This is a genomic window from Stenotrophomonas sp. Sm10 (assembly GCF_030985515.1).
Classification (GTDB): domain Bacteria; phylum Pseudomonadota; class Gammaproteobacteria; order Xanthomonadales; family Xanthomonadaceae; genus Stenotrophomonas; species Stenotrophomonas hibiscicola.
The window spans coordinates 1-26620 of the sequence record NZ_JAPTFO010000012.1; the positions used below are offsets into that span (position 1 = coordinate 1).

The following is a 26620-nucleotide window of genomic DNA, read 5'->3' on the forward strand; positions in this document are numbered from 1 at the left end:
CCCCCCCCCCCCCCCCCCCCCCCCCCCCCCCCCTACCGGGTTGGGCGGGCCGGGGGCGGGCAACTTCGTGATCCGGGTGCGGATCTGCTTTGGGTGGGTGCGGACCGTTGGTCCGCGCTGTTTGGGCTGGATGCAGGCTGACCTGCCGTGCCGACCAACGGTCGGCACCCACCGAAGCTGATCCGTAGCCTGCCCTCGACCCCACGTACACGCCCACGCTGGCAAGGTGGGCCGCATGGCTGAACCGCTCCCCCTGCGTCCGCCACCGCCATTGCTGGACGACGCCTGTGCGTTGTTCCTCGATGTCGATGGCACCCTGATCGAGTTCGCTGCGCGCCCGGATGCCGTGCAGCTGCTGCCGGATGTGCGCGACGCCATCGGCCGCATCAGCGACCGCCTGGAAGGTGCCGTGGCACTGGTCAGTGGTCGCCCGCTTGAGCAGCTCGATCAACTGTTCGCTCCCCTGCAACTGCCTGCCGCGGGCCTGCATGGCCATGAATTGCGCGGCGAGGACGGTCGTGTGCTGCGCGAGGAGCACGACGACGACACCGCCGAGTGGCTGCACGCGCTGCACCAGCAGGCGATGCGCTTCGCCCATGGCCACCCCGGCGTGCTGGTGGAAGAAAAGGGTGTCGGCCTGGCGCTGCACTGGCGCGGCGCGCCGCACGCCGCCAGCGACGTCCGCGCCTTCGCCGACCGCCACGTGCGCGGCCGTTCCAGTTACCGCCTGCAACCCGGCGACCACGTGGTCGAGTTCGTCCCGGTTGGCAGCGACAAGGGCCGTGCGGTGCGGAGAATGATGCAGTACCTGCCCTTCCGTGGCCGCCTGCCCGTCTTCCTCGGTGACGACCTCACCGACGAATTCGGCTTCGACGCTGCCAACGGCCAGCATGGCTGGAGCGTGCTGGTGGGCGAACGCGAACCCAGCGTGGCCGTGTTCGCGCTGCCCGACATACGCAGCGTGCACGCCTGGCTGCGTGAGAATGCCTATTGACCCGGCCCCCCCACGGCCGCAACCGAGATGTACCGCGTGATGACCCAACCCGATCTTGATCTGGGCGTGGTCGGCAACGGCAGCTTCGGCGCCCTGGTCGACAAACGTGCCCGCGTTGTCTGGAGCTGCCTGCCCACCTTCGACGGCGACCCCACCTTCTGTGCCCTGCTCGGCCCCAACCAGCAGACCGGTGGTGACTTCGCCATCGAGCTGGAAGACTTCGCCAGCAGCGAGCAGGAGTACCTGACCAATACGGCGATCCTGCGCACCGTCCTGCGCGACACGCACGGCGGCGAACTGGAGATCCTCGACTTCGCGCCCCGCTGGCGCCAGAACGACCGCTTCTACCGGCCGGTCAGCCTGATCCGCCAGGTGCGCCCGCTGGCCGGTAGCCCACGCATCACCGTGCGCGCCCGCCCGCTGGCCGATTGGGGCGCGCGCGTGCCGGAGTCCACCTGGGGCAGCAACCATGTGCGCTGGATCCTGCCCGAGCACGTGCTGCGGCTGACCACCGATGTGCCGGTCCGCTTCGTGCGCGACGGCCTGCCGTTCGTGCTCAGCCATCCCGTCCACCTGATCCTGGGCGTGGACGAATCGCTCAACCGCTCGATCAGCGGCTACGTGCAGGAAGCCTTCCAGCGCACCCGCGACTACTGGCGCGAATGGGTGCGCTACCTGTCCATTCCCCTGGAGTGGCAGGACGCGGTCATCCGCAGTGCGATCACGCTGAAGCTGTGCCAGTACGAGGACAGCGGCGCGATCATCGCGGCGATGACCACCTCCATTCCGGAAGCACCCGGCAGCGTGCGCAACTGGGACTACCGCTACTGCTGGCTGCGTGACGCAGCCTTCGTGGTGCGGGCGCTGAACCGTCTCGGCGCAACGCGCACGATGGAACAGTTCCTCGGCTACATCTTCAACCTGGCCACCACCGACGGCACGCTGCAGCCGCTGTATGGCATCGGCTTTGAAGCCAAGCTGGACGAGGATGAGGTGCCCAGCCTGTCCGGCTACCGCGGCATGGGCCCGGTGCGCCGCGGCAACCTGGCCTGGGTGCAGCGCCAGCACGACGTGTACGGCAGCGTGGTGCTGGCGTCCACGCAGCTGTTCTTTGACCGTCGCCTGCAGGATCCCGGCGACGCGCACACGTTTGCCCGCCTGGAACCCCTGGGCGAACAGGCCTTCGCCCTGCACGACGTCCCCGATGCCGGCCTGTGGGAATTCCGCGGCCGCACCGAAGTGCACACCTACACCAGCGCGATGTGCTGGGCTGCGTGCGACCGCCTGTGCAAGATCGCCGTGCGCCTGAAGCGTGATGACCGCGCACACTATTGGCGCGAGCGCGCCGACACCATCCACGCCCGCATCATGGCCGAATCCTGGAGCGAGGAGCTGGGCCACTTCACCGATACCTTCGGCGGCCATCGCCTGGATGCCTCGCTGCTGCTGCTGGCCGACATCGGCTTCATCGACGCGATGGACGCCCGGTTCATTGCCACCGTCGATGCCATCGGCCGCGACCTCAAGCACGGCAATTCACTGTACCGCTACGTCGCGCCGGATGACTTCGGCGAACCGGAAACCAGCTTCACCATCTGTACGTTCTGGTACATCGATGCGCTGGCGGCGATCGGGCGCATGGATGAAGCACGCGAGATGTTCGAGCTGCTGCTGAAGCAGCGCAACCACCTGGGCCTGCTGTCGGAGGATCTGGCCTTCGACAGCGGCGAGGCCTGGGGCAATTTCCCGCAGACCTATTCGCACGTCGGCCTGATCACCGCCGCGATGCGCCTGTCGCGGTCCTGGCAGGAGGCATCGTGAGTCGTCTGGTCGTGGTTTCAAACCGTGTGGCCGTGCCCGGCGAGAACCGCGCAGGCGGGCTGGCGGTCGGCCTGCTGGCCGCCCTGAAGGAGCGCGGCGGCCTGTGGTTCGGCTGGAGCGGCAAGACCGTAAAGGAAGGCAGCGGCACGCTGCACCGGCAGAAGGACGGTGACATCGACTACGTCACCATGGACCTGAGCAAGCGCGAGGTCGATGGCTACTACAACGGCTTTGCCAACCGCACACTGTGGCCACTGCTGCACTTCCGCCTGGATCTGGTCGACTATGACCGCGGTACCCGCGAGACCTACCACAAGGTCAATGCGCTGTTCGCCGACAAGCTCGCGCCATTGCTGCGCGAGGATGACATCGTCTGGATCCATGACTATCACCTGATCCCGCTCGGCGCACTGCTGCGCGAGCGCGGCGTCGGCTGCCGCATCGGCTTCTTCCTGCATATCCCGATGCCGTCGGCCGACCTGCTGCAGGCGATGCCCGATCACCTGCGGTTGTTCTCCGCGCTGTACGCCTACGACCTGGTCGGCTTCCAGACCCAGCGCGATGCCGATCGCTTCCAGACTTACCTGCGCCTGTTCGGCGGCGGGCGCGTGCTCGACAACGGCGAGCTGGAAGCGCCGGGCGGGCGCCGCTTCCGTGCAGCAGCCTTCCCGATCGGCATCGACACCGAGCTGATCGCACGCCAGGCCGGCACAGCCGCCACCAAGACCGCCGTGAAGAATCTTCGCGCCAGCCTGCGCGACCGCCAGCTGGCAATCGGCGTGGATCGCCTGGACTATTCCAAGGGCCTCCCCGAGCGCTTCCTTGGCTTCGAGCGCTACCTGCAGCGCCACCCTGACCAGCGCGGCTCGTTGACCTACCTGCAGATCGCCCCGGTCTCGCGCGGTGATGTCACCGAGTACCGGCAGTTGCGCAGCCAGCTGGAGCAGATCGCTGGCCACATCAACGGCGGCCATGCCGAGCCGGACTGGACGCCGCTGCGGTACGTCAACCAGAACTTCACACATGCCACGCTCACCGGCTTCTACCGGGCGGCGGCGGTCGGCCTGGTCACGCCGCTGCGCGATGGCATGAACCTGGTGGCCAAGGAATACGTGGCGTCGCAGGACCCGGAGGATCCGGGCGTGCTGGTGCTGTCACTGCTGGCTGGCGCCGCCGACGAACTGAAGCAGGCACTGCTGGTGAACCCGCATGATCTGGACGGCGTGGCCGATGCGATCGCCACCGCAGCCACGATGTCGCTGAGCAGGCGCAAGGAGCGCTGGCACGCGATGATGGAGCACCTGCGCACCTACGACATCAACCACTGGCGCCGCAGCTACCTGGACGCGCTGGAGGGTTGAAGCACGCGTTCCTGTAGAGCCGAGCCATGCTCGGCTGCGTTTTGTAGAGCCGAGCCATGCGCGGCTGCTATTGGCAGGAGAAAAAAGCAAGTCGAGCATGGCTCGACTCTACAAAAGACAGGCGATCAATCCAGGAACCGCGCGGCCTGCTCCGGTGCGGGCAGGTAACAGGCCTCATGCCGACCGAACCAGTGGTAGCGGTTGCGTGCCAGCGCGCGATACGCCGCATCACGCCAGCCGCGCGGCACGAGCCGCAGCACGCCGGCCAAGCGCCAGGCGCCGCCCAGCCCGGCCAGTACGCGCAGCATCGCATCGGTATCGGTCCAGGCACCCTGTGCGTCCAGCAGCAGGAACGACATCGGGTCCTGCGGATCAAGCCCGTGCGCGCGCAGCATCGCGCTGCCCTTCTGCCCCTGCATCGCTGCAAAGCGATAGCGCCCCCTGCCGTCGAAGCGCAGCAGGAAGCGCACCCAGCGGTTGCACAGCGCGCATACGCCATCGAATACGATCACCGCGGTCCCAGCCTCGGCGGCGGCCTCACCGCGGTTCGAGCCAGCCTTCATAGCGGATCAGGGCTCCCACCCAGGGCAGCGTCACATCGACCAGGAAAGTGTAACGCTCGCCCTGCCAGGCTTCGCGGCAACGCGCGCCATCAAACCAGCGCCTTGGCAGCGGCAGCAGCCCGAACGCCCAGACCCGGCGCACCGACCAGTCGATGCCACCCTCGCGGGCCTGCAGATCAAATTCGAAGCGCACCGCGCCCAACTGCTCACGCAGATGCCCGTCGTGCGCCCACAGCCGCGACACCATTGGCCAGCGGCCGAACCGCCGCGCCCATTGCTCGCCCTGCCCGTGTGTGCTGAATACCACTTCGGTTGGCAGCGCGTCGCCGCTCTTCGGCAACCGTGCCACTGCGGCCAGCAGCGGCACCAGCCCGTGACGCCCGCGCTGGATCCGCGCCTTCCCCACGTAGCGGCACGGCTGTGGTGCGGCGTGCAGCGCCTGCACCGGCGGTGCCAGGGTGGCGAAGGCCAGCCCCAGCACCCGTGCAAACAGGGGCGTAGTCAGGGTGCGATCCAGGCCAACGTCGCCATGCGTCCGGTGCGGCGGTCGCGCCGGTGCGAGTACAGGTCCGGATCGGCCATGGTCGACACCGTGCCGCCGTATACCTGCGCCGGGTCCATGCCCGCCGCCTGCAGGCGCTGGCGGGCCAACGCGAACAGGTCCACCTTCCAATGACCTGCGCGGGTCGCTGCGAACGCCACCTCGGCGGCCGGATCGTGTCCGACGAAGGCGTGGTAGACCTCTTCACCGATCTCGTAATCGGCCGGCCCGGCTGCCGGTCCCAGCCAGGCGCGCAACTGCGCCGGCGGCGTCTGCAGGGCGGCCACCGTTGCCTCCAGCATGCCGTCGGCCAGCCCCCGCCAGCCGGCATGGGCCGCGCCCACCTCGCTGCCGTCTGCGGCGGCGAACACCACCGGCAGGCAGTCGGCGGTCAGGATCGCCAGCACCACGCCGGGCACCGAGGTCACCGCGGCGTCGGCCACCGGCTCGGCGGCACCCGGCACCGGCGGCGCGTTGAATCGCAGCACGGTGCTGCTGTGCACCTGGCGCAGCCAGTGCGGGGCCGACGGCAGCGCCAACCCCTGATGCAGCAGCTGGCGGTTGTGCTCGACGTTGGCGGGGGTATCACCATCGGCCGCGTGCCGGTTGCCCAGGTTGAACTGCGCGAACGGCGCCGGCGAGATGCCCGCACCGTGCCGGCGCGTGGTCAGCGCATGGACGCCCGGAGGCGCCGGCCAGTCCGCCTGCAGCAAGGGCAGCGCGGCGGCCATCACCAGCGGTCCCGCTCGCGTGCGGCGAAGGCTTCGCTGTCTTCGCGCAGCACCTTCATCAGGTGCAGCATGTCCTCCGGCACCGGCGCAGTGTTGCGCACCGGCTCACCGGTGATCGGGTGCGTGAACTCCAGCGTCTCGGCGTGCAGGGCCTGGCGCTTGAAGCCGCGCAGCGCGGCCACCAGCTCGTCGCTGGCGCCCTTGGGCAGCTTCAGCGCGCCGCCATACAGCGGGTCGCCGATGATCGGATGGCGCACGTGCGCCATGTGCACGCGGATCTGGTGGGTACGACCGGTTTCCAGGCGGCACTCCAGCGCGGTGTGTGCCCGGAAGCGCTCGCGCAGGCGGTAGTGGGTCACCGCTTCCTTGCCGTCCTCACGCACCGCCATCTTCAGGCGATCGCGCGGGTGGCGGTCGATCGGGGCATCGGCAGTACCACCGGCCACCAGCGCGCCCATCACGATGGCCAGGTACTGGCGGTGCACGTCACGTGCCGCCAGCTGCTCGACCAGCGCGGTCTGCGCTTCCAGGGTCCTGGCCACCACCATCACGCCGCTGGTGTCCTTGTCCAGGCGGTGCACGATGCCGGCGCGCGGCAGCACCGCCACCGACGGGTCGCGGAACAGCAGGGCGTTGACCAGGGTGCCGCTGTGGTTGCCCGCGCCCGGGTGTACCACCAGGCCGACCGGCTTGTTGATCACCAGCAGGTGCTCGTCCTCGAACAGCACGTCCAGCGGGATGTCCTCCGGCTGGGCGTCGGTCTGGGTTTCCAGTACCACGTTGAGGGTCACCACCTCGCCGCCGCGCAGCGGATCGCGCGGGCGCACCTGGGCACCGTCCAGCAGCACCTCCCCGGCCTTGATCCATTCGGTCAGGCGCGAACGCGAGTATTCGGGGAACAGTTCGGCCACGACGGCGTCGAAACGGCGCCCGGCAGCGGTGTCGGGGACGATGGCCTGGCGGGCCGATTCAGAGGGTTGTTCAGACATGGCAGGGGGCATTCTTTGAAATTTTGGGGTCCCGGCGGCCGGTTTCAGTCGCTGGACAGGACACTAGGCTATCATCGACCCTTCGTATTCCAGCCGCGTCCCGCCTCGACCCCATGATCCGACGCTCCGCCATGCTCTCCGCGCCCGTCCGCCTCACCGCCCTGCTGCTGGTGCTGGTCATCGCCGCCACCGGCTGCCATCGCGGCGCCAAGAAGGGTGATCGCCCCGATGAAGGCGTGCCGGTCGAACAGCTGTACGAGAAAAGCCACAAGCTGATGCAGGGCGGCAACTGGAGCGGCGCCGAGGCCAGCTTCCGCCGCCTGGTGGCCCAGTATCCGTACGGTCCGTACACCGAGCAGGCGATGATCGAGACCGCCTACGCCCAGTACAAGGCCGGCAAGCACGATGACGCGGTGTCCAGCATCGACCGCTTCATCCGTACCTACCCGACCCACCGCAACATCGCGTACCTGTACTACCTGCGCGGCCTGGCGAACTCCAACCGCAGTACGGTTTTCCTGCGTCGCGTATGGGCGTTGGATGCCAGCCGCCGCGACCTGTCCACGCCGCACCAGGCGTATTCGGACTTCAACATCGTGGTGGACCGCTATCCGAACAGCCGCTACGCCGCCGATGCGCGCCAGCGCATGCTGGAACTGCGTGACGTATTCGCCCAGCACGAACTGGACAACGCCCTGTACTACATGCGCCGCGGCGCCTGGGTCTCGGCCGCCGGCCGCGCCAACTACCTGCTGGAAACCTATCCGCAGAGCGCGTTCCAGTACGACGCCGTCGCTGTCCTGGCCGATTCCTACACCCACCTGGGCAACAAGACCCTGGCCGATGATGCGCGCCGCGTCCTGCAGTTGAACCAGCCGGACCACCCGTGGCTGGAAGGCAAGTGGCCGAAGTACCCATGGATGATCCGCAAGCTGAACCCGTTCGCTGGCGAGAAGTCCGCCAGCACCGGCCAGCGCAACGCGCGACTGGAAAAGAAATAAGAAAAAGGCCCCGCAAGGGGCCTTTTCTTTGTCGGTTATCCACGCCATGCGTGGATGGTTCGTGCGCCCATGGACCACGACACTAGGAATTCTACGAATCCCCGGCGGATGCGACGCCGGCCCCAATCGGCGCGGGCGAGCCCCTCCACACTGCGGCGCAACGGCCATCCCGGCCGTGAAGGAGCGCCTCATGACCCCACCGCCACGCCATTTCCGTCCCCGCGCCTGCCTCCTCGCCACTGCCCTGCTGGCGCTGTCCTCGGCCTCCCTGGCTGCCGCACCGGCAGCACCGGGCGATCTGCTGTCTGCAGCCCCCTATCGCGCGTCGTGGGTGCCCTCCAAGGCCGCGCACGCCTACAAGCTGTACTACCGTACCCCGGATCATCGCGGCCAACTGGCCGAAGGCACCGGCCTGCTGTACCTGCCCGCCGGCACGGCGCCGGCGGGCGGCTGGCCGGTCGTGTCCTGGGCGCATGGCACGCAGGGCATCGCCGATCGCTGTGCGCCTTCGGTCTCCGGCCCGTACCAGCCCGCGCGCGACGGGCGCTTCCTCGATCAGTTCCTGGCGCAGGGCTATGCCGTGGTCGCGGCGGATTACCAGGGGTTGGGCAGTCCAGGCAGCCATGCCTATCTGCATGTGCGCACTGCCGCGCGCAACGCCATCGACATGATCAAGGCCAGCCGCCAGTACCTCGGCAACGGGACGCTGTCGCCGCGCTGGGTCTCGGTCGGCCATTCGCAGGGCGGTGCCGCCGCGCTCACGGCGGGCCACATCGCCCCCTCCTATGGTGGGCCGTCGTTGCAGTACCGCGGCAGCTTCACCACCGGAACGCCCACCGCAGTCGAACTGACCGCGCTGGTGATGAAGCCCGACAACCGCACCGCCAATCCGGGCGCGCTCAACGCGTATCACGCGTATCTGCTCGATGGCCTGCTGCAGGCCGCGCCGCAGATCGACCGCGTCCTCAGCGATGAAGGCCGCGCGCGGGTGGCGGTGGCACGCGAGCAGTGCCTGGGCGAACTGGCCGTCACCCTGGACGGCGCGGACACCGGCAGCATGTTCACTGCACCGCTGACCCACGTGCCGGGCATCTGGGCCGTGCTGTACGACTACCTTGGCGTACCGCGCCGCGGCTTCAGCCAACCGCTGATGCTGGGCCACGGCAGCGAGGACCGCGATGTGCCCTATCTGACCACCCTGCTGTATGCCGCAGGCCTGGCCCTGCGAGGCGAGCCGGTCGCGTTCCGGCGCTATCCGGTCGATCACCGCGGCACGCTGGACGCGGCGGCGGCGGATGGCCTGGCGTTCGTACGTGCGCGGTTTGAGGATGGCCACTTCAGCGACGCTGCGGAAACTGCCGGCATCGAAAAGCTGCTCGACGAAGTCCCGTAGATCCATGCCACGCGTGGATGATCTTCGACCACCGTGCGGACCAAGGTCCGCACCCACCGGAGAGGGCCGACGGGTTGCCGGCCAGCGGCCGGCACTGCCCACCCACCGTTGCCTCAGCCCTTGTAGCCGTTGCTGATCGGGTAGCGACGCTCGCGACCGAACGCCCGGCGCGACACCTTCGGCCCCGGCGCGGCCTGGTGCCGCTTCCACTCGCTGATGCGTACCAGGCGCAGCACGCGGTCAACCACGGCCGCGTCGTAGCCGGCGGCCACGATCTCCGTGCGCGACTGTTCCTGGTCGATGTAGCGGTACAGGATGCCGTCCAGCACGTCATAGGCCGGCAGCGAATCCTGGTCCAGCTGGTTCTCGCGCAGCTCGGCCGATGGCGGGCGGCTGATCACCGCCGGCGGAATCACCGGCGCGCCGCCCACGGTATTGCGCCATTTGGACAGGCCGAACACCTCGGTCTTGTACAGGTCCTTCAACGGCGCATAGCCACCGCACATGTCGCCGTAGATGGTGGCGTAGCCGACGGCGTACTCGCTCTTGTTGCCGGTGGTCAGCAACAGGCCGCCGAACTTGTTGGCCAGTGCCATCAGGATCACCCCGCGGCTGCGCGACTGCAGGTTCTCCTCGGTCACGTCCGGCGCGGTGCCTTCGAACATCGGCGCCAGCGATTCCATCAGGCCCTTGAACGCCGGCTCGATCGAGACCGCTTCCAGCTTCACGCCCAGTGCCTGGCACTGCTCGGCGGCCAGGTCGTTGGACATGCCGGCGGTATAGCGCGACGGCAGGCGCACGGCGGTAACGTTCCCAGCGCCGAGCGCGTCGACCGCCAGCGCCAGTACCAGCGCCGAATCAATGCCACCGGACAGCCCCAGCCACACCTTCTTGAAGCCGTTCTTGCGGCAGTAGTCCTGGATACCACGGGTCACGGCACGCCAGGCCAGCGCGTCCATGCTCTCGTCGCCATCGTCCATCCACACGTGCGGCATGAAGCGGCGGGTCTCACCGTCGTACTCCACCACCAGCCACTGGTCGACGAAGGCAGCGGCAGCCGGGTGTACCGTGCCGTCACCATCTGCCACCACCGACGCGCCGTCGAACACCAGCGCATCCTGGCCACCGACCACGTTGAGATAGGCGATGGCCGCCCCGCTCTCGCGGGTGCGTGCGGCCAGCACCGCGTCGCGCTGGGCGTGCTTGCCCCGCTCGTACGGCGAGGCATTGGGCACTACCACCAGTTGCGCCCCCGCGCGCACGGTGTCGGCCAGCGGCTCGGCGAACCAAAGGTCCTCGCAGATCAGCAAACCCACCGGAATGCCATTGACCTCGAACACACAGCTGCCGCCGTCCGGATCGACATCGAAGTAGCGACGCTCGTCGAACACCGCGTAGTTGGGCAGCTCGCGCTTGCGGTAGGTCTGCTCCAGCAGGCCATCGCGCAGCACGCTGGCGGCGTTGTAGACCACCGCACCAGCCGCCTGCGGCCAGCCGACCACGGCGGTGATGCCACGGCAGGCAGCAGCGATACGGCCCATCGCCTGCTCGCATTCGTACAGGAAGCCGGGACGCAGCAGCAGGTCCTCCGGCGGATAACCGCTCACTGCCAGCTCGGGGAACATCACCAGCTCGGCGCCATACTCGTCGCGCGCCTGTCCGATCATCTCGATGATGCGCTCGGTGTTGCCGGCGACATCGCCGACCGGGAAATCGAACTGCGCCATCGCGATGCGGATCGAAGCCATGGGAATCCAGCCTGTGGTTGCAATGCGCCCATTGTAGCGCCGCGTCGTGCGCGCGCCGGGGGCGTTCACTGCGTGGACAGCCCCGGCTCAGTAGATCCACGCCATGCGAGGATGGGCCGACCAGGCGGCCGCCAGACGCAGAAAAGCCGCCCGAGGGCGGCTTTTCCAAAGCAAGCCGAGCGTGGGCTCGGCTCTACAGAATCGGCTGCCAGAGGCAGTCGTTCTTATTTCACCAGCTTGGCGATGGCAGCGCCCAGGTCGCCCGGCGAACGGACGGTGACGACGCCAGCAGCTTCCATGGCGGCGAACTTGCCTTCGGCAGTGCCCTTGCCGCCCGAGGCGATCGCACCGGCGTGGCCCATGCGCTTGCCGGCCGGAGCCGACGCACCGGCGATGAAACCGACGACCGGCTTCTTCACGTGGTTCTTGATGTACTCGGCACCGGCTTCCTCGGCGTCACCGCCGATTTCGCCGACCATGATGATGCCTTCGGTCTGCGGGTCTTCGTTGAACAGCTTCAGGCAGTCGACGAAGTTCAGGCCATTGATCGGGTCGCCACCGATGCCGATGCAGGTGGACTGGCCCAGGCCGACTTCGGTGGTCTGCTTGACCGCTTCATAGGTCAGGGTGCCCGAACGCGACACGATGCCGATCTTGCCCGGCTTGTGGATGTGGCCCGGCATGATGCCGATCTTGCACTCACCCGGGGTGATGACACCCGGGCAGTTCGGACCGATCAGGACGGTGTCCGGGTAGGAACGGGTCAGCACGTTCTTGACGCGCAGCATGTCCAGCACCGGGATGCCTTCGGTGATGCAGACGATGACCTTGATGCCGGCAGCAGCGGCTTCCAGGATCGCATCGGCCGCGAACGGCGGCGGCACGTAGATGACCGACGCGTTGGCGCCGGTGCTCTGCACGGCGTCGGCAACGGTGTTGAAGACCGGCAGGTCGATGTGGGTGGTGCCACCCTTGCCCGGGGTCACGCCGCCAACAACCTGGGTGCCGTACTCGATCATCTGAGTGGCGTGGAAGGTGCCCTGCTGGCCGGTGAAGCCCTGCACGATCACCTTGGTGTTCTTGTTAATCAAAACAGACATGGGAATTTCCTTCGGTGTCGTGGATCAGGCGGCGTTCTTGACCGCTTCAACGACCTTCTTGGCGCCGTCGTTGATGTTGTCAGCCGGGATGATGGCCATGCCGCTGTCACGCAGCAGCTGCTTGCCTTCTTCCACGTTGGTGCCTTCCAGGCGCACCACGACCGGAACCTTGACGCCCACTTCCTTCACGGCGGCGATGATGCCTTCGGCAATCATGTCGCAGCGGACGATGCCGCCGAAGATGTTGACGAAGATGCCTTCGACCTTGTCCGAGGACAGGATCAGCTTGAACGCTTCGATGACGCGCTGCTTGTTCGCACCGCCGCCCACGTCCAGGAAGTTCGCCGGCTCGCCGCCGTTGAGCTTGATGACGTCCATGGTGGCCATGGCCAGGCCGGCACCGTTCACCATGCAGCCGATGTTGCCGTCCATGGTGACGTAGTTGATGTCCAGCTCCGAAGCAGTCACTTCGGTTTCGTCTTCCTGGGACTTGTCGCGCATCGCGACCAGTTCCTTGTGGCGGAAGTTGGCGTTGTCGTCGCTGTTGAACTTGCCGTCCAGCGCGTACAGGTTGCCATCGTCCAGGATGGCCAGCGGGTTGATCTCAACCAGCGCCAGGTCCTTTTCGTTGAAGATGCGGTACAGGTTCACCATGATGTTGGCGAACTGGCCGGCCTGCTTGGCGGTCAGGCCCATCTTGAAGCCGATGTCACGGCCGTGGTAACCCTGCACGCCTTCGACGAAGTCCACGTTCAGGGTGTGGATCTTGTCCGGGGTCTCGGCAGCGACCTGCTCGATTTCCATGCCGCCTTCGGAAGAGGCGATGTAGCTGATGGTGCGGGTGCCGCGATCCACCAGGACCGACAGGTACAGCTCCTTGACGATCTCACCGGCGGTGGTCACCAGCACCAGGTTGATCGGCAGCTCGACGCCGGCGGTCTGGTAGGTGGCCATCTTGGTGCCGAGCATCTTGGCCGCTGCGGCCTTCACATCATCGACGGTCTTGCAGAACTTGACGCCGCCAGCCTTGCCGCGGCCGCCAGCGTGGATCTGCGCCTTGACCATCCAGGGGCCCTGGCCCAGCGACTGGGCGACTTCAACCGCCTCGTCCGGGGTCGCCGCGACCTTGCCGGCCGGGACCGGGATGCCGTATTCGGCAAGCAGTTGTTTTGCCTGGTATTCGTGGAAATTCATGCGTCACCGTGGGAATAGGAACGACCGCACGCAATTCCTCAGGGCCCCTGGAAGAGGCACCGGCACGGACCGCGGCGGGCCCACTATTGTGGCCGAGCCGGCGCCGGGGCGCAAAGAAGTCTGTACAAAACGCCAGACGCGGGCGGATTTTCGCGGTCATTCAGGCAGTTGCGCCCGCCCTGGCGCTGGCCTCCGGTCTCCGCGGCGGGCCAAATGCGCGATGCGGGGCGGTCCCGCGGCGCCAGCGCAGGGGCCCTATACTGGCCCTCTCGAGCACGCTCGACACTACATCGACGCGACGTGCCCGCCCGGCCTCAGGGGATGCCAGGCAGGCCCGCCGCAGATTCCAGACCCAGGCAGCCAGAAGGGGAGTTCCGGCGTGTCACCCAGTGCTTCATTGATCGACCGCATCGAATCGATTCCGCGGCGTGAGCTGTACTTCTTCGCGCTGTACCGGGTGCTGATCGCCGCAGTCATCGCCGGCCTGCTCTACAGCCCCCTGTCCGGCATGGTCGGCGAGGCCCACCACCCGCGCCTGGCCGATACCGTTGCGGCCATCTATCTGGTGCTGTCGCTGCTGGCCCTGGCGATCGGCCGCAACGAACGCTGGCTGCGCCCCATCGTGGTCACCAGCGTGCTGGTGGATATCATCGCCGCCACCCTGCTGGCGCACGCCCTGCCCGGCGCCAGCGCCGGCATCTCGATGTCGCTGCTGTTCAACATCGCCGCGGCCGCCACCCTGCTGCCGCTGAGCTGGGGGCTGGGCCTGGCAGTCGCGGCCAGCCTGGCCACCGGTACCGAATACCTGTGGAAAGTGCTGGAAGGCGGCGATCCCACCCGCACGCTGGCCGAGCTGGCCATGTTTGCCACCAGCTACCTGGCGCTGGCCTTCATCAGCTACCAGGTGGGCAGCCGCGCACGCCGCAACCAGCAGCTGGCCAACCAGCGCGGCGACGAAGTAGCCAACCTGTTCCAGATCAACGAACTGATCATCCGCCGCATGCGCACTGGCGTGCTGGTGGTAGACGCCGACAACCGCATCACCCTGGCCAATGAAGCGGCCTCGATGCTGCTCGGTGACAATGACGGCATCGGTGAGACAGGACGCCTGGATCTGGCCAGTGCCGCGCCGGAACTGGCGCGCCGCCTGCAGCGCTGGCGCAACGGCTGGGCGCAGGACGAACTGCCGCTGCAGCTCAACCCCGACCAGCCGGAAGTGCAACCGCGCTTCGCCCGCCTGCTGGCGGGCAGCGAGCTGGCCCTGGTGTTCCTGGACGATTCCAGCGTGGTCTCGCGGCGCGCCGAATCGCTCACCCTGTCGGCGATGGGCCGCTTCTCGGCCAGCCTCGCCCATGAAATCCGCAACCCGCTGGCGGCGATCAACTATGCCGTGCAGCTGCTGGAAGAAGGCACCGGCTTCAACGAAAGCGACCGCCGCCTGCTGCAGATCATCCGCCAGCAATGCCAGCGCACCAATGGCATCGTCGAAAGCGTGCTGGGGCTGGCACGGCGCGAACGCGCCACGCCCGAGAACGTCGACCTGGTCGCCTTCGTGCGCCGCTTCGTGCTGGAGTACAAACAAGGCCAGACGCTGGAGACCGACAGCATCGAACCGATCATCAGCGACACGGCGGTGATGGCGCAGGTCGACACCAAGCACCTGTACCAGGTGCTCACCGTACTGGTGCACAACGCATTGAAGTACGGCCGTATCGGCCAGCAGCCGGCCCGGGTGCGCCTGCGCGTGGCCCAGCACGAGCGCAGCGCGGTGATCGACGTGATGGACCGTGGCCCGGGCATTCCCGAGAGCGTGGCCGCACAGCTGTTCCGTCCGTTCTTCACCACCTCCGAGCACGGCACCGGGCTGGGCCTGTATATCGCCCGCGAGTTGTGCCGGGCCAACCAGGCACGCCTGGACTACATTCCCGTGCCCGCCGGCGGCTCCTGCTTCCGCCTGGTGCTGCCCGGCCCCCACACGCTGCTGCCCACCTGATTGCAGATCTGTGCGTCAAACATTTGTCGCTTCCAGCCCCCTCGTTTATCTTTCACGCCCATGAACGAAACCCGCAGCGCCCTCGTCGTCGACGATGAACGCGACATCCGCGAACTGCTGGTACTGACCCTTGGCCGCATGGGCCTGCGCATCAGTACCGCCGCCAACCTGGCCGAAGCCCGCGAGCTGCTGGCCAGCAATCCGTACGATCTGTGCATCACCGACATGCGGCTTCCGGATGGCAACGGTATCGAGCTGGTCAGCGAGATCGCCCAGCACTACCCGCGCACGCCGGTGGCGATGATCACCGCGTTCGGCAGCATGGACCTGGCCGTGGAAGCGCTGAAGGCCGGTGCCTTCGACTTCGTCAGCAAGCCGGTGGACATCTCGGTACTGCGTGGCCTGGTCAAGCACGCGCTGGAACTCAACAACAGCGAACGCCCTGCGCCCGGCCCCGCCACCGAACAGGCAGCACGCCTGCTCGGCGCTTCGCCGGCCATGGACGTACTGCGCACCACCATCAGCAAGGTCGCGCGCAGCCAGGCGCCGGTCTACATCCTCGGTGAATCCGGGGTTGGCAAGGAACTGGTTGCTCGCACCATCCACGCCCAGGGCGCGCGCGCGGCCGGGCCGTTCGTGCCGGTCAACTGCGGCGCCATTCCCGGCGAGCTGATGGAAAGCGAATTCTTCGGTCACCGCAAAGGCAGCTTCAGCGGCGCGCATGCCGACAAGCCCGGCCTGTTCCAGGCCGCGCACGGCGGCACCCTGTTCCTGGACGAAGTGGCCGAGCTGCCGCTGCAGATGCAGGTGAAACTGCTGCGCGCCATCCAGGAAAAGTCGGTGCGCGCGGTCGGTGCGGCCAACGAAGAGCCGGTGGACGTACGCATCCTCTCGGCCACCCACAAGGACCTGGCCGAGCTGGTCGAGGACGGGCGCTTCCGCCACGATCTGTACTACCGCATCAACGTGATCGAGTTGAAGGTGCCGCCACTGCGCGAGCGCCGCCAGGACCTGCCGGAACTGGCCGCTGCCGTGTTGGCGCGGCTGGCCCGCAGCCACGGCCGCGCCACCCCGCTGCTGGCGCCGTCGGCGCTGGAAGCGCTGGCCCACTATGCGTTCCCGGGCAATGTGCGCGAGCTGGAGAACATCCTGGAACGCGCGCTGGCACTGGCTGAAGAAGACCGCATCGGCGCCGACGACCTGCGCCTGCCGCAGCACGCCCCACGCACGCCCGGCAGCGCAGCCCCCGCCGAAGCCGTGGCCGACCTGCAGCCCGGCGGTGCCGCCCTGCCCTCCTATATCGAGCAGCTGGAGCGCAGCGCCATCCAGCGCGCGCTGGAAGAGAACCGCTGGAACAAGACCCGCACGGCTGCGCAGTTGGGGATTACCTTCCGCGCGCTGCGCTACAAGCTGAAGAAGCTGGGGATGGAGTAGAGCCGAGCCCATGCCCGGCTGCGCGGTGGTCGGGACCGCGCCATCCACGCACGGCGTGGAACTACTATGGGATCCGTGGCCGATCATCCACGCATGGCGTGGATCTACTGTAGAGCCGAGCCCACGCTCGGCTGCTCTTCGGTACCTCAGCCGAGCATGGGCTCGGCTCTACCTCAATCCTTGGTAACGCGATTGATCTCCGCCAGGCTGGTGATCCCGGCCGCAGCTTTCATCAACGCAGACTGCCGCAGGTCGTTCACCCCGATCTGCTGCGCCGCCTCTGCAATCTGCAGTGCATTGCCACCGGCCAGCACGATGGTGGCGATCTCATCGGTCATCGGCATCACCTGATAGATACCCGTTCGGCCCTTGTAGCCCTCGGTACACTCATCGCAGCCCACCGCCTCATACAACTGGATGCCCGCATCCAGCTGCGCCTGGGTGAAGCCCTCGGCCAGCAGCGCGTGCTCCGGCAGGTTCGCCGGGCGCTTGCAGTTCGGGCACAACCGGCGTGCCAGGCGCTGCGCGATCACCAGCGTCACCGAGCTGGTGATGTTGTACGGCGCGATGCCCATGTTCATCAGGCGCGCGATGGTCTGCGGCGCGTCGTTGGTATGCAGCGTGGACAGCACCATGTGGCCGGTCTGCGCCGCCTTGATCGCGATCTCGGCCGTCTCCAGGTCGCGGATTTCGCCGACCATGATGATGTCCGGATCCTGTCGCAGGAACGAGCGCAGCGCCGCAGCGAAGGTCATGCCACGCTTGTTGTTCTGCTGCACCTGGTTGACGCCGGGCAGGCGGATTTCCACCGGGTCTTCGGCGGTGGAAATGTTGCGCGTCTCGTCGTTGAGGATGCCCAGCGCGGTATACAGCGAAACGGTCTTGCCCGAACCGGTCGGGCCGGTCACCAGCACCATGCCGTAAGGCTTGTGGATCGCATCCAGGAACAGCTTCTGCTGGTCCGGCTCGTAGCCCAGTTTGTCGATGCCCAGCTTGGCCGCGCTGCCATCCAGGATACGCAGCACCACCTTTTCACCGAACAGGGTCGGCAGCGTGCTGACGCGGAAATCGATCTGCTTGGTCTTGGACAGGTTGAGCTTGATGCGCCCGTCCTGCGGCACGCGCTTTTCGGCGATGTCCAGCTGCGCCATCACCTTCAGGCGCGCGGCAATGCGCTGGTTCAACTTCACCGGCGCGCGCGCCACCATCTTTAGCAGGCCGTCGATGCGCAGGCGCACGCGGTAATCGTCTTCGTAGGGCTCGAAGTGGATGTCCGAGGCCCCCTTGCGGATCGCATCGACCAGTACCTTGTTGACGAACTTCACTACCGGGGTGTCGTCGCCCTTGGCGTCGATGCCGGCGTCGGTGCCCGCGCCTTCGTCGTCGCCCAGGCCGACATCGAGGTTGGCCATGCCCTCGTCGTCGCCGCCCAGCGCGTCGCCGATGGTGTCATGGCTGGCGTGCCACTGTTCCAGCGTGCGGCGGATCTGGTCCTCATCGACCAGGATCGGCTCCACCACCAGGTTGGTATGGAACTTGATCTCGTCCAGCGCATGGGTCGGATTGCTGGTACCCACGAACAGCTTGCCGCCGCGTTTGAACAGCGGCAGCACGTTGTGCTTGCGCAGCAGCTCCTCGCTGACCAGGCTCATGGCGTTCTGGCTGGCGTCGAACGTGGACACGTCGAACAGCGGCATGCCGAACTCGACCGCGTTGGCGGCGGCGAGCTGCGGGGCACTGACCAGCTTGTTCTGCGCGAACCAGGTAGGCAGCGGCTGGCGGGCGGCCGTGGCCTTGGCCATCGCATCGCGGGCGGAGGCCTCGTCCAGGGCGCCGTCCTGGACCAGGCGGCGGGCCAGGCCGGTGATGCCGACGAGGTTGGCGGTGGTTAAAGCACTCATATGAATCCTTGGCTCATGGGTCTGGCAGTACCACGCACCTTCCCGAGGCGAAGCACCGGGCAGCAGAACCTGCCACGGCCCCGTAGCCGTTGGCATCGCCCATCCATAAGCAACACTGCCGTGCCTGAACCTTCCGGTCCGGCAGGCATGATCCTGACTCCCCCAAGCATGATAGCCCCGTCAACGATCCGCCAACATCCCATTGGCGGACCAGAATTTCAGTCAACAGCCTGCCGGACGATACCGCGCTTCAAAGGCACTGCCATCGCAGCTCCAGATGCCATTCGCCGCACGGCGGAGGATGATATCTTTGCCCTGCACCGCGCTACCGCCTTGCAGCGTGCAGCGAATGCTGCCGATCCCGACGCTGTCCAGCTCCGCTTCAATCGTCGGGCAACGCTGAGTCGGCATCAGGCCAATGTAGGCCGCCGTTACAACACTGGCATCTTTTGCGTCCTGGGCCACGTACTCCATCGTGGTTTTCCCTGGTCGGATATCGGCCAACGCGGCACCTACTTGCGCCTTGGCAATGTAGATTTGGTAAAGAGGCACAGCGATGGCAGAGAGGATTGCAATGATCGCGATGACGATCATCAGTTCGACGAGGGTGAACCCCGCTTCGTTTGGATGCTTCACGACCAGTCTGTCCCCAAACAGATTGTCAAAATCTCACCTTCGGGCCGTTTGCGTCAGCGTCCCGATACCCCATACACAAGAGCCCCGCGTAGCGGGGCTCTTGCTCACACCATGAAAACAGCTATCCGATTACGGGTTTGCTGCAGCTTCGCCACAACCAGCCGGACGATACTTGCTTTCCAAATCAGTGGTGCAAGTCCAAGCACCGGCTGCACTGCGGTTCAGGGTGACATTCTTGGTAGCAACCTTGGAATTGCCCTTCAGCACGCAAGCAATCGAAGCGGTACCGGCCTCGGCATCGCCGGTACCGGAGATTGCGCAGCGCTCAGTCGACGCGGTCAGACCGATACCAGCAGCGTCGGCGTAGTTCTTGCCTTCATTCAGTAGAACTTCGGCCTGGGTCTTGCCTGGGGTGATTTCGGCGAGGCCGGCAGTTGCCTGCGACTTGGCCACGTAATCCTGGTACATCGGCAGAGCGATGGCGGCCAGGATGGCGATGATCGCGACGACGATCATCAGTTCGATAAGGGTGAAGCCCTTCTGGTTCTTCATTGTGGTACATCCCCAAGATAGTGGTGGTTGATTTCGGTGGACAGGTTCGGTCCGGCCAGCGCCGGTGAGCGGGTCCCGCCCCCTGCGGGTAGATCAACGCAGGTTGCGTGCCAACCCCGGCACGCCTCCCCAAGACTCCCCCTGCCAATGATGGCAGTAATTCTGCGAATGGGAACCCCCCACATCCGAATCTGCGATGGACGCGGCAATGTGACGCAGTACGTCACCTTTGGCCGTCCGCCGGCACGAAATCGCACGCCGGACCGCCTTCCAGCTGCCCAGATGGCGATGAACCGGCTACCATCGACGGCTAGACGCCCGCTGGGGATGGCGGGTCTTGGGGAGCCTATATGTCTGTCAGTGGCAGTGCGATCAAGAAGGAGCCCGTGGCGCGCAGCACCACGGAGCTGCAGCCGTTTGTCTGGGAGGGGACCGACAAGCGCGGAGTGAAGATGAAGGGTGAGCAGATGGCAAAGAACGCCAATCTGCTCAGGGCCGAACTCCGCCGACAAGGGATCAACCCGGGCCAGGTCAAGGCCAAGCCCAAACCGCTGTTCGGCGCAGCAGGCAGCAAGATATCGCCGAAGGACATTGCGTTCTTTAGCCGCCAAATGGCGACGATGATGAAATCCGGTGTGCCAATCGTCTCGGCACTGGACATCATTGGCAGCGGGCACAAGAACCCGCGCATGAAAAAGATGGTGGACTCGCTTCGCACCGATATCGAGGGCGGCTCGTCGCTCTATGAAGCGGTCAGCAAGCACCCGGTGCAGTTCGACGAGCTGTACCGCAACCTGGTCAAGGCTGGCGAAGGCGCTGGCGTACTGGAAACGGTGCTGGACACCGTCGCCACGTACAAAGAGAACATCGAAGCCCTGAAGGGGAAAATACGCAAGGCGATGTTCTATCCGGCAATGGTGCTGGCGGTCGCACTGATTGTCAGCGGCATTCTGCTAGTGTGGGTGGTTCCGCAGTTTGAAGACGTATTCAAGGGTTTCGGCGCAGACCTCCCCGCCTTCACCCAGATGATCGTGAATATGTCCCGGTTCATGGTGTCTTGGTGGTGGCTGATCCTGATCGTCATCATCGGCTCCATTGCGGGGTTCATTGCCGCCTACAAACGTTCACCCGCGCTGCAACACAGCATAGATCGGCTGGTCCTACGGGTGCCGGTTATCGGTCAACTCATGCACAACAGCGCCATTGCGCGGTTCGCACGTACAACAGCAGTCACCTTCAAGGCAGGTGTGCCCCTGGTGGAAGCACTGGGTATCGTTGCCGGGGCCACCGGCAACACGGTGTACGAGGAAGCCGTCTTGCGCATGCGCGACGACGTCTCCGTGGGCTATCCGGTGAACGTGGCGATGAAACAGCGCAACTTGTTCCCTCACATGGTCATCCAGATGACCGGCATCGGTGAAGAGGCCGGCGCCTTGGATGCCATGCTGTTCAAGGTGGCCGAGTACTATGAACAGGAGGTCAACAATGCCGTTGATGCCCTCAGCAGCCTGCTGGAACCGATCATCATGGTGATCATTGGTACCATCGTCGGCGGCATGGTCATCGGCATGTACCTGCCGATCTTCAAGCTCGCTTCCGTCGTCGGATAAAACATACATGGCATTTCTCGACCAGCACCCTGGCCTCGGCTACCCCGCCGCGGCCGCCCTGGGACTGCTGCTGGGCAGTTTCCTGAACGTGGTCATCCTGCGCCTGCCCAAGCGGCTGGAGTGGCAGTGGAAGCGCGATGCGCGCGAAGTCCTGGAGGAACCGGACTTCTATGAGCCCCCCCCACCGGGGATCGTGGTCGAGCCGTCGCACTGCCCGCACTGCAAGCACAAGCTGAGCTGGTACGAGAACATCCCGCTGTTCAGCTGGATCATCCAGGGCGGCAAGTGCCGCCACTGCAAGGCACCGATCTCGCTGCAGTACCCGCTGGTGGAGGCGCTGACCTCGGTGCTGGTGCTGGCTTGCGTCTGGCAGTTCGGCTTCGGCTGGCAGGGCTTCGGCGCCATCGTGCTGACCTGCTTCCTGATCGCCCTGTCCGGCATCGACCTGCGCACCCAGCTGCTGCCCGATCAGTTGACTCTGCCACTGATGTGGCTGGGCCTGATAGGCAACATCGACAACCTGTACATGCCGGCAAAGCCTGCATTGGTCGGCGCGGCGGTGGGCTACCTGTCGCTGTGGATGGTCTGGTGGCTGTTCAAGCAGCTGACCGGCAAGGAAGGCATGGGCCACGGTGATTTCAAGCTGCTGGCCGCGCTCGGCGCCTGGTGCGGGCTGAAGGGCATTCTGCCGATCATCCTGCTGTCGTCGGTGCTGGGCGCCATCATCGGCTCGATCTGGCTGTACAGCCGGGGCCGTGACCGCGCCACGCCCATTCCCTTCGGGCCGTATCTGGCCATCGCCGGCTGGCTGTACTTCATGTGGGGCGCACCGCTGGTGGATCAGTACCTGATGATGAGCGGGCTGCGCTGAGGGGAGTCCCCATGAGCCGCTATGTGGTTGGCCTGACCGGGGGCATCGCCTCCGGCAAGACCGAAGTAACCCGGCGCTTCGAGGCGCTGGGCATTGTGGTGGCCGATGCCGATCTGGCCGCACGGGCCGTGGTGGCCGCCGGCAGCCCGGCGCTGGCCCGCATCGCCGAGCGCTTCGGCGCCGACATGCTGCTGGCCGATGGCAGCCTGGACCGGGCCCGCCTGCGCGCTCACGTGTTCGCCGACCCGGCCGAACGGACGGCGCTGGAAGCGATCACCCACCCGGCCATCCGCCTGCTGATGCAGCAGCAGTGCGAGCAGGCTGAGAGCCCCTATGCGGTTGCCGCCATTCCGCTGCTGACCGAGGTGGGCGGGCGGAAGGCCTACCCATGGCTGGACCGGGTGTTGCTGGTGGATGCGCCCGAAGCCGTGCAGCACGCCCGGCTGATGCAGCGCGATGGCATTGATGCTGCGCTGGCCGACCGGATGATTGCTGCGCAGGCCAGCCGCGCGCAGCGGTTGGCGCTGGCCGATGACGTGGTGGTCAATGATGGGCAGCCGGAGGACCTGCAGGTGCAGGTGGAACAGCTGCATGCGCGGTATCTGGGGTTGGCCGGGGGTTGAGGCCGGGTTGCCGGCCGGCGGCCCGCGCTACCGAAGTGCATCCACGCATGGTATGGATCTGGGGATCTGCTGTAGAGCCGAGCCGATGCTCGGCTGCGACCATCAAGCCGAGCATCGGCTCGGCTCTACAAAACGCTCTGCATGCACGCGTGGCGTGGATCTACTCCAGCTGCAGGCGGGCGTAGCGGGCAAGTTCGCGCGCGCCGAGCAGCAGGCCGTCGACGACATCGGGATTGAGCTGCTGGCGGGCACCGCCCTGCTCCCGCGCGATTTCGGCGGCGTGCAGTAGCTGGATCAGGGTGTTCAGACCGGCAAGCGTGCGGCTGAGGCCGGCCATCGTGGCGGCCTGCGCCGGGCTGGCCCCCTGCACGTCCAGCCGCTGGCCGTCGGCGGCGTCGCGGCCATCCATGCGCGCCAGCAGGGCGGGCAGCAGGTCCTTGGGGTCATCCAGCAGCACTTCGACACGCTCGGCGACGTCGGCAGGCAGCAGGTGGGCGGCGTCGCCGATCAGGGCGTGCAGCTGGGGGAACAGCGGGCGGGTGGACATGGTGGAGTTCCTCGCAGTCGGCAGGCCACCTGCAGATGCAAGGTGGCGGACGGTGCGGGTTGGCGTACCGGAGACCCAACAACTCAAAAGCGAAGGAAAAAGACTCCAGCGGATTCTGGCGAATCCCCACGCACCGTCCGCCAAAGCCAAGGCAGACGATGCATTTTCCATGATGAGCTAGAGCACATCCGGAGCTTTTGATTTGTTGGTTTTTTTCAGGACGCCAATCCCGGCCAAGGCACCTGCCCCGGCCAGGTCATCAGGCCATCGCCGCGCACGGCAATCTGTAAGGAAATTCTCAAGTGCGGCGCGGGCTTGCCAATGCGTGCACTGGAACACGCGCGGGGCGCGGCAGCGATCACGGTGGTGTCGCGTTGGGCCTGATGCCTGATCATCGCGCGAGGGTAATTCAGTGGCACAAGCGACACAGAGCGCGATGCAAGGTCGGCAGGGTCCGTGCCGACCAAGGTCGGCACCCACCAAAGCAGGGGCCCTTACAACGGCTTCGGCGAGAACGTCAGGGTGGCGATCACGCCACGCTCGCCACCGGGGCGCACGCTCACCTGCCAGCCGTACAGATCGCACAGGCGGCTGACGATCGACAAGCCGATGCCGCCGCCCTGCGAATGGCCAGCATGCGTGCCGCGGTAGCCACGCTGGAACAGCTTGGCGGCATCTTCCTCGCTCAGGCCCGGGCCACTGTCGGTCACCGAGACCGAATTGGCGCCGACGAACACGCGCACCTCGCCGTCCTGCGAGTACTTCACCGCATTGCCGATCAGGTTGCCCAGTGCCACCGACAGCGCCGCCTCGGGCGCGTCGATCACCAGGTTGCGCTCACCTTCGAGCACCAGCTCCAGCGGCTTGCCGCCCAGCTGCGCACGGTGCGCATCCAGCAGCTGCTCGGCTACGCGGGCCACGTTGCTGGTGCCCTGACCGCGTTCGTTGCGCGACAGCAGCAGCAACGCGCCGATCAGATCGCTGCACTGCTGTTCGGCACGCTGGATGCGCTGCAGGCGCTGCAGCACCTTTTCGTCCAGGCCGGGCCGGGTCAGCAGCAGCTCGGTGGCACCCCGGATCACCGCCAGCGGCGTGCGCAGCTCATGGCTGACGTCGGCATTGAACTCACGGTCGCGCTGCACAACTTCGGTCAGCCGCGAGGAATAGTCGTCCAGTGCCTGTGCCAGCTGCCCCACTTCGTCATCGGGGAAACGCGGCGCCAGCGGCTCAGGGTCACTGGTACCACCACGGTAGGCGCGCAACCGTGCGGCCAGGTCCGATACCGGCTTCATCACCTTCGAGGCCGACCACCAGCCCAGCACCAGTGACAGCAGGCTGAACACCAGCACCGACAGCACCAGCGCGCGGTTGAGCTGCTTGCCGCCGCGCACGCTGTCGGTCATGTCATAGGCGAGGAAGAACCAGGCGTCCGGCGTCTTGCGCACGGCCAGCTTGTAGGAGTACGGCTCGCCGTGCTCATCACCGCTGACGCTGTGGATGCCATCGGAGAAGCCCGCCCACTGCGCGCGTTCTTCGCGCACCCGGTCGAACTTGTCCTTCGAATAGGCATAAGCCCTGATCTGCAGCACCGGTGCATCCGGGTTATGCCCGGGGTGCTCGTAATAGCGGCGCGCATACTCGTCGATGTTGCGGTTCATCAGCTCTTCCACCAGCTGGTTTTCCACGCGCAGGCGGGCCCAGTTGGTGGCGAACGCGAACAGCGTTGTCAGGCAGAAGCCCAACAACACGAACGAAACGATGATGCGGCTGCGCAGGCGCCGCCGATACGGCGTGCGCCGGCGCTCCCCCTTGCTTGCCACCGAATCAGGCTTCCGGGGTGGCGATGCGGTATCCGATGCCATGGCGGGTCTGGATCAGCGGCACTTCAAACGGCTTGTCGACCACCGCACGCAGGCCGTGGATGTGCACGCGCAGGGAATCCGAATCGGGCAGTTCTTCGCCCCACACGCGGGTTTCCAGTTCCTGGCGGGTCACCACGGCCGGGGCCGCTTCCATCAGCGCCTGCAGGATCTTCAGTGCAGTCGGGTTGAGCTGCAGCAGCTTGCCCTGGCGGCGCACTTCCAGCGTATCCAGGTTGTATTCCAGATCGCCGGTTTCCAGCACGCGGGTCTGCACGCCCTTGCCGCGTCGCGACAGGGCGTTCAGACGCACTTCCACTTCCTGCAGCGCGAACGGCTTGATCAGGTAGTCGTCCGCGCCGGAATCGAAGCCGGCCAGCTTGTTGTCAAGCGAGTCGCGGGCGGTGAGCATCAGTACCGGGGTCTGCTTGCGCGCTTCGTTGCGCAGCTTGCGGCAGACCTCGATGCCGTCCATGCCTGGCAGGTTGAGATCCAGCACGATCGCGTCGAACTCGTGCACCACGGCCAGATGCAGACCGGTAACCCCGTCAGCCGCGAAGTCCACGGTGTGGCCCCGGTCCTCCAGGTAGTCGCCCAAGTTGGCCGCAATGTCGCTGTTGTCTTCGATTACCAGGATTCTCACTGTCACCTCTAATTGACGAATTTGCCGACGCGCTGGGCCTGGCCCATATCACGCTGTGCCTTGTCCTTCCGTCGCGCGCGCTCGGCTACGGTCGTGCACTGCGTCGTGGACCGGTTCGAACCCGTGGCCTTTTCACGTTGGCATATTAGACGACTATCTTCACGGGCCTGTGTCAAAACCGTGTTCACGATCTGCTGATCGTTGAAGACATCGGTTCGTACCTGTTCAGGCATGGAATCGCGGTCGGGATGCTGCTCGACGGCCGTACGCATGCGCACCAGCGCCTCGCGCACGCGGCTGCGGTCGGCCTGTTTCAGTTCGCTGTAGGTCTCGCCATCGTTGAGTTCGATTTCGATGCGCTCGATCTGCTGCTGCAGCGGCTTGCCCGGAATAAAGACCTCACCGGCCTGGTTGGATGCGGAGGCGGCGGTGGCCAGGGTCAGGCCCGAGACCAGGACCGCCGACATCAGGAGGGACTTCATGACAAACGAATCCTTGTTTGAGTTGAGGGTTGA

The 26620-nt window shown here is 66.2% G+C and carries 24 protein-coding genes; 10 read left to right on the forward strand and 14 right to left on the reverse strand.

The features are described from left to right. Positions 1-235: 235 nt before the first annotated feature. Genes otsB through otsA form a run of 3 tightly spaced genes read left to right on the forward strand, consistent with a single transcriptional unit; the run spans position 236 to position 4176 of the window. Positions 236-994 carry a trehalose-phosphatase gene (gene otsB, locus O0J15_RS05285; RefSeq protein WP_134732523.1) on the forward strand — a complete coding sequence of 253 codons (759 nt, stop codon included), beginning with the start codon at positions 236-238 and terminating at the stop codon, positions 992-994. A 39-nt stretch (positions 995-1033) separates the two neighbouring features. After that, positions 1034-2815 (forward strand): glycoside hydrolase family 15 protein, encoded by a 1782-nt coding sequence (locus tag O0J15_RS05290; RefSeq protein WP_031269310.1) that lies wholly within the window; start codon positions 1034-1036, stop codon positions 2813-2815. Next, a complete protein-coding gene (otsA, locus tag O0J15_RS05295; RefSeq protein ID WP_134735764.1) occupies positions 2812-4176 on the forward strand; it encodes an alpha,alpha-trehalose-phosphate synthase (UDP-forming) in 1365 nt (454 codons plus the stop codon). The genes O0J15_RS05290 and otsA overlap by 4 nt, the downstream gene beginning before the upstream one ends. A 125-nt stretch (positions 4177-4301) precedes the next feature. On the opposite strand, the gene O0J15_RS05300 is transcribed toward otsA, so the two are convergent. The 4 genes from O0J15_RS05300 to rluD are packed head-to-tail and all read right to left on the reverse strand — an operon-like array spanning position 4302 to position 7000. After that, entirely contained in the window at positions 4302-4739 is a 438-nt protein-coding gene (locus tag O0J15_RS05300; RefSeq protein ID WP_308305233.1) for a thiol-disulfide oxidoreductase DCC family protein, read from the reverse strand. Next, complete coding sequence (locus O0J15_RS05305) at positions 4714-5220, reverse strand: DUF4166 domain-containing protein (protein WP_308305234.1); 507 nt, start codon at positions 5218-5220, stop codon at positions 4714-4716. Before O0J15_RS05305 ends, O0J15_RS05300 begins: the two co-directional genes overlap by 26 nt. A gap of 20 nt (positions 5221-5240) precedes the next feature. After that, positions 5241-6011, reverse strand: coding sequence for a peptidoglycan editing factor PgeF (pgeF, locus tag O0J15_RS05310; protein WP_308305235.1), 771 nt, complete (start codon positions 6009-6011; stop codon positions 5241-5243). Next, on the reverse strand, positions 6011-7000 hold the full coding sequence (rluD, locus tag O0J15_RS05315; protein WP_111098290.1) for a 23S rRNA pseudouridine(1911/1915/1917) synthase RluD: 990 nt from the start codon (positions 6998-7000) through the stop codon (positions 6011-6013). The genes pgeF and rluD overlap by 1 nt, the downstream gene beginning before the upstream one ends. A gap of 113 nt (positions 7001-7113) precedes the next feature. Here rluD and O0J15_RS05320 point away from each other — a divergent pair, with 113 nt between their 5' ends. Beyond that, positions 7114-8001, forward strand: coding sequence for an outer membrane protein assembly factor BamD (locus O0J15_RS05320; RefSeq protein ID WP_031270743.1), 888 nt, complete (start codon positions 7114-7116; stop codon positions 7999-8001). A 190-nt stretch (positions 8002-8191) separates the two neighbouring features. After that, positions 8192-9394, forward strand: a complete 1203-nt coding sequence (locus tag O0J15_RS05325) for a lipase family protein (RefSeq protein ID WP_308305236.1) — start codon at positions 8192-8194, stop codon at positions 9392-9394. 113 nt (positions 9395-9507) lie between these two features. On the opposite strand, the gene O0J15_RS05330 is transcribed toward O0J15_RS05325, so the two are convergent. The 3 genes from O0J15_RS05330 to sucC form a co-directional block, all read right to left on the reverse strand. Beyond that, positions 9508-11142, reverse strand: coding sequence for an NAD+ synthase (locus tag O0J15_RS05330; protein ID WP_021204204.1), 1635 nt, complete (start codon positions 11140-11142; stop codon positions 9508-9510). Positions 11143-11366: 224 nt separating this feature from the next. Further along, on the reverse strand, positions 11367-12242 hold the full coding sequence (sucD, locus tag O0J15_RS05335; protein ID WP_005418610.1) for a succinate--CoA ligase subunit alpha: 876 nt from the start codon (positions 12240-12242) through the stop codon (positions 11367-11369). A gap of 24 nt (positions 12243-12266) precedes the next feature. Further along, the gene (gene sucC / locus O0J15_RS05340) at positions 12267-13436 is read right to left on the reverse strand and encodes an ADP-forming succinate--CoA ligase subunit beta (protein WP_005418614.1); all 1170 of its coding nucleotides are present in this window, start codon (positions 13434-13436) and stop codon (positions 12267-12269) included. A gap of 379 nt (positions 13437-13815) precedes the next feature. Between sucC and O0J15_RS05345 the strand changes: the two genes are divergently transcribed. Beyond that, entirely contained in the window at positions 13816-15429 is a 1614-nt protein-coding gene (locus O0J15_RS05345) for a PAS domain-containing sensor histidine kinase (RefSeq protein ID WP_019660167.1), read from the forward strand. 60 nt (positions 15430-15489) lie between these two features. Next, positions 15490-16863 carry a sigma-54 dependent transcriptional regulator gene (locus O0J15_RS05350; RefSeq protein ID WP_134731295.1) on the forward strand — a complete coding sequence of 458 codons (1374 nt, stop codon included), beginning with the start codon at positions 15490-15492 and terminating at the stop codon, positions 16861-16863. A 173-nt stretch (positions 16864-17036) separates the two neighbouring features. Here the strand turns inward: O0J15_RS05350 and pilB are convergent, their stop codons facing one another. From pilB to O0J15_RS05365, 3 genes are all read right to left on the reverse strand, one after another. After that, positions 17037-18764 carry a type IV-A pilus assembly ATPase PilB gene (gene pilB / locus O0J15_RS05355; protein WP_308305237.1) on the reverse strand — a complete coding sequence of 576 codons (1728 nt, stop codon included), beginning with the start codon at positions 18762-18764 and terminating at the stop codon, positions 17037-17039. Positions 18765-18986: 222 nt separating this feature from the next. Continuing rightward, positions 18987-19400 (reverse strand): pilin, encoded by a 414-nt coding sequence (locus O0J15_RS05360; protein WP_235652518.1) that lies wholly within the window; start codon positions 19398-19400, stop codon positions 18987-18989. A gap of 129 nt (positions 19401-19529) precedes the next feature. Next, the gene (locus O0J15_RS05365) at positions 19530-19952 is read right to left on the reverse strand and encodes a pilin (RefSeq protein WP_235652517.1); all 423 of its coding nucleotides are present in this window, start codon (positions 19950-19952) and stop codon (positions 19530-19532) included. Between the two features lie 350 nt (positions 19953-20302). Between O0J15_RS05365 and O0J15_RS05370 the strand changes: the two genes are divergently transcribed. From O0J15_RS05370 to coaE, 3 genes are read left to right on the forward strand one after another with little or no spacing between them, the layout of a single operon-like run. Then, positions 20303-21562 (forward strand): type II secretion system F family protein, encoded by a 1260-nt coding sequence (locus tag O0J15_RS05370; RefSeq protein ID WP_021204210.1) that lies wholly within the window; start codon positions 20303-20305, stop codon positions 21560-21562. 7 nt (positions 21563-21569) lie between these two features. After that, entirely contained in the window at positions 21570-22433 is an 864-nt protein-coding gene (locus tag O0J15_RS05375; protein WP_021204211.1) for an A24 family peptidase, read from the forward strand. Between the two features lie 11 nt (positions 22434-22444). Beyond that, positions 22445-23056, forward strand: a complete 612-nt coding sequence (gene coaE / locus O0J15_RS05380; RefSeq protein WP_155030019.1) for a dephospho-CoA kinase — start codon at positions 22445-22447, stop codon at positions 23054-23056. A 160-nt stretch (positions 23057-23216) separates the two neighbouring features. Here coaE and O0J15_RS05385 read toward each other — a convergent pair whose 3' ends face one another. The 4 genes from O0J15_RS05385 to O0J15_RS05400 all read right to left on the reverse strand — a co-directional run bounded on the left by O0J15_RS05385 (position 23217) and on the right by O0J15_RS05400 (position 26587). Further along, positions 23217-23603, reverse strand: a complete 387-nt coding sequence (locus O0J15_RS05385) for a hypothetical protein (RefSeq protein ID WP_019660175.1) — start codon at positions 23601-23603, stop codon at positions 23217-23219. Between the two features lie 494 nt (positions 23604-24097). Beyond that, positions 24098-25465, reverse strand: a complete 1368-nt coding sequence (locus O0J15_RS05390; protein ID WP_031269244.1) for a HAMP domain-containing sensor histidine kinase — start codon at positions 25463-25465, stop codon at positions 24098-24100. Beyond that, positions 25428-26105, reverse strand: coding sequence for a response regulator transcription factor (locus tag O0J15_RS05395; protein ID WP_005410804.1), 678 nt, complete (start codon positions 26103-26105; stop codon positions 25428-25430). The genes O0J15_RS05390 and O0J15_RS05395 overlap by 38 nt, the downstream gene beginning before the upstream one ends. 8 nt (positions 26106-26113) lie before the next feature. Then, a complete protein-coding gene (locus O0J15_RS05400) occupies positions 26114-26587 on the reverse strand; it encodes a hypothetical protein (RefSeq protein WP_019660177.1) in 474 nt (157 codons plus the stop codon). Between the last annotated feature and the right edge of the window lie 33 nt (positions 26588-26620).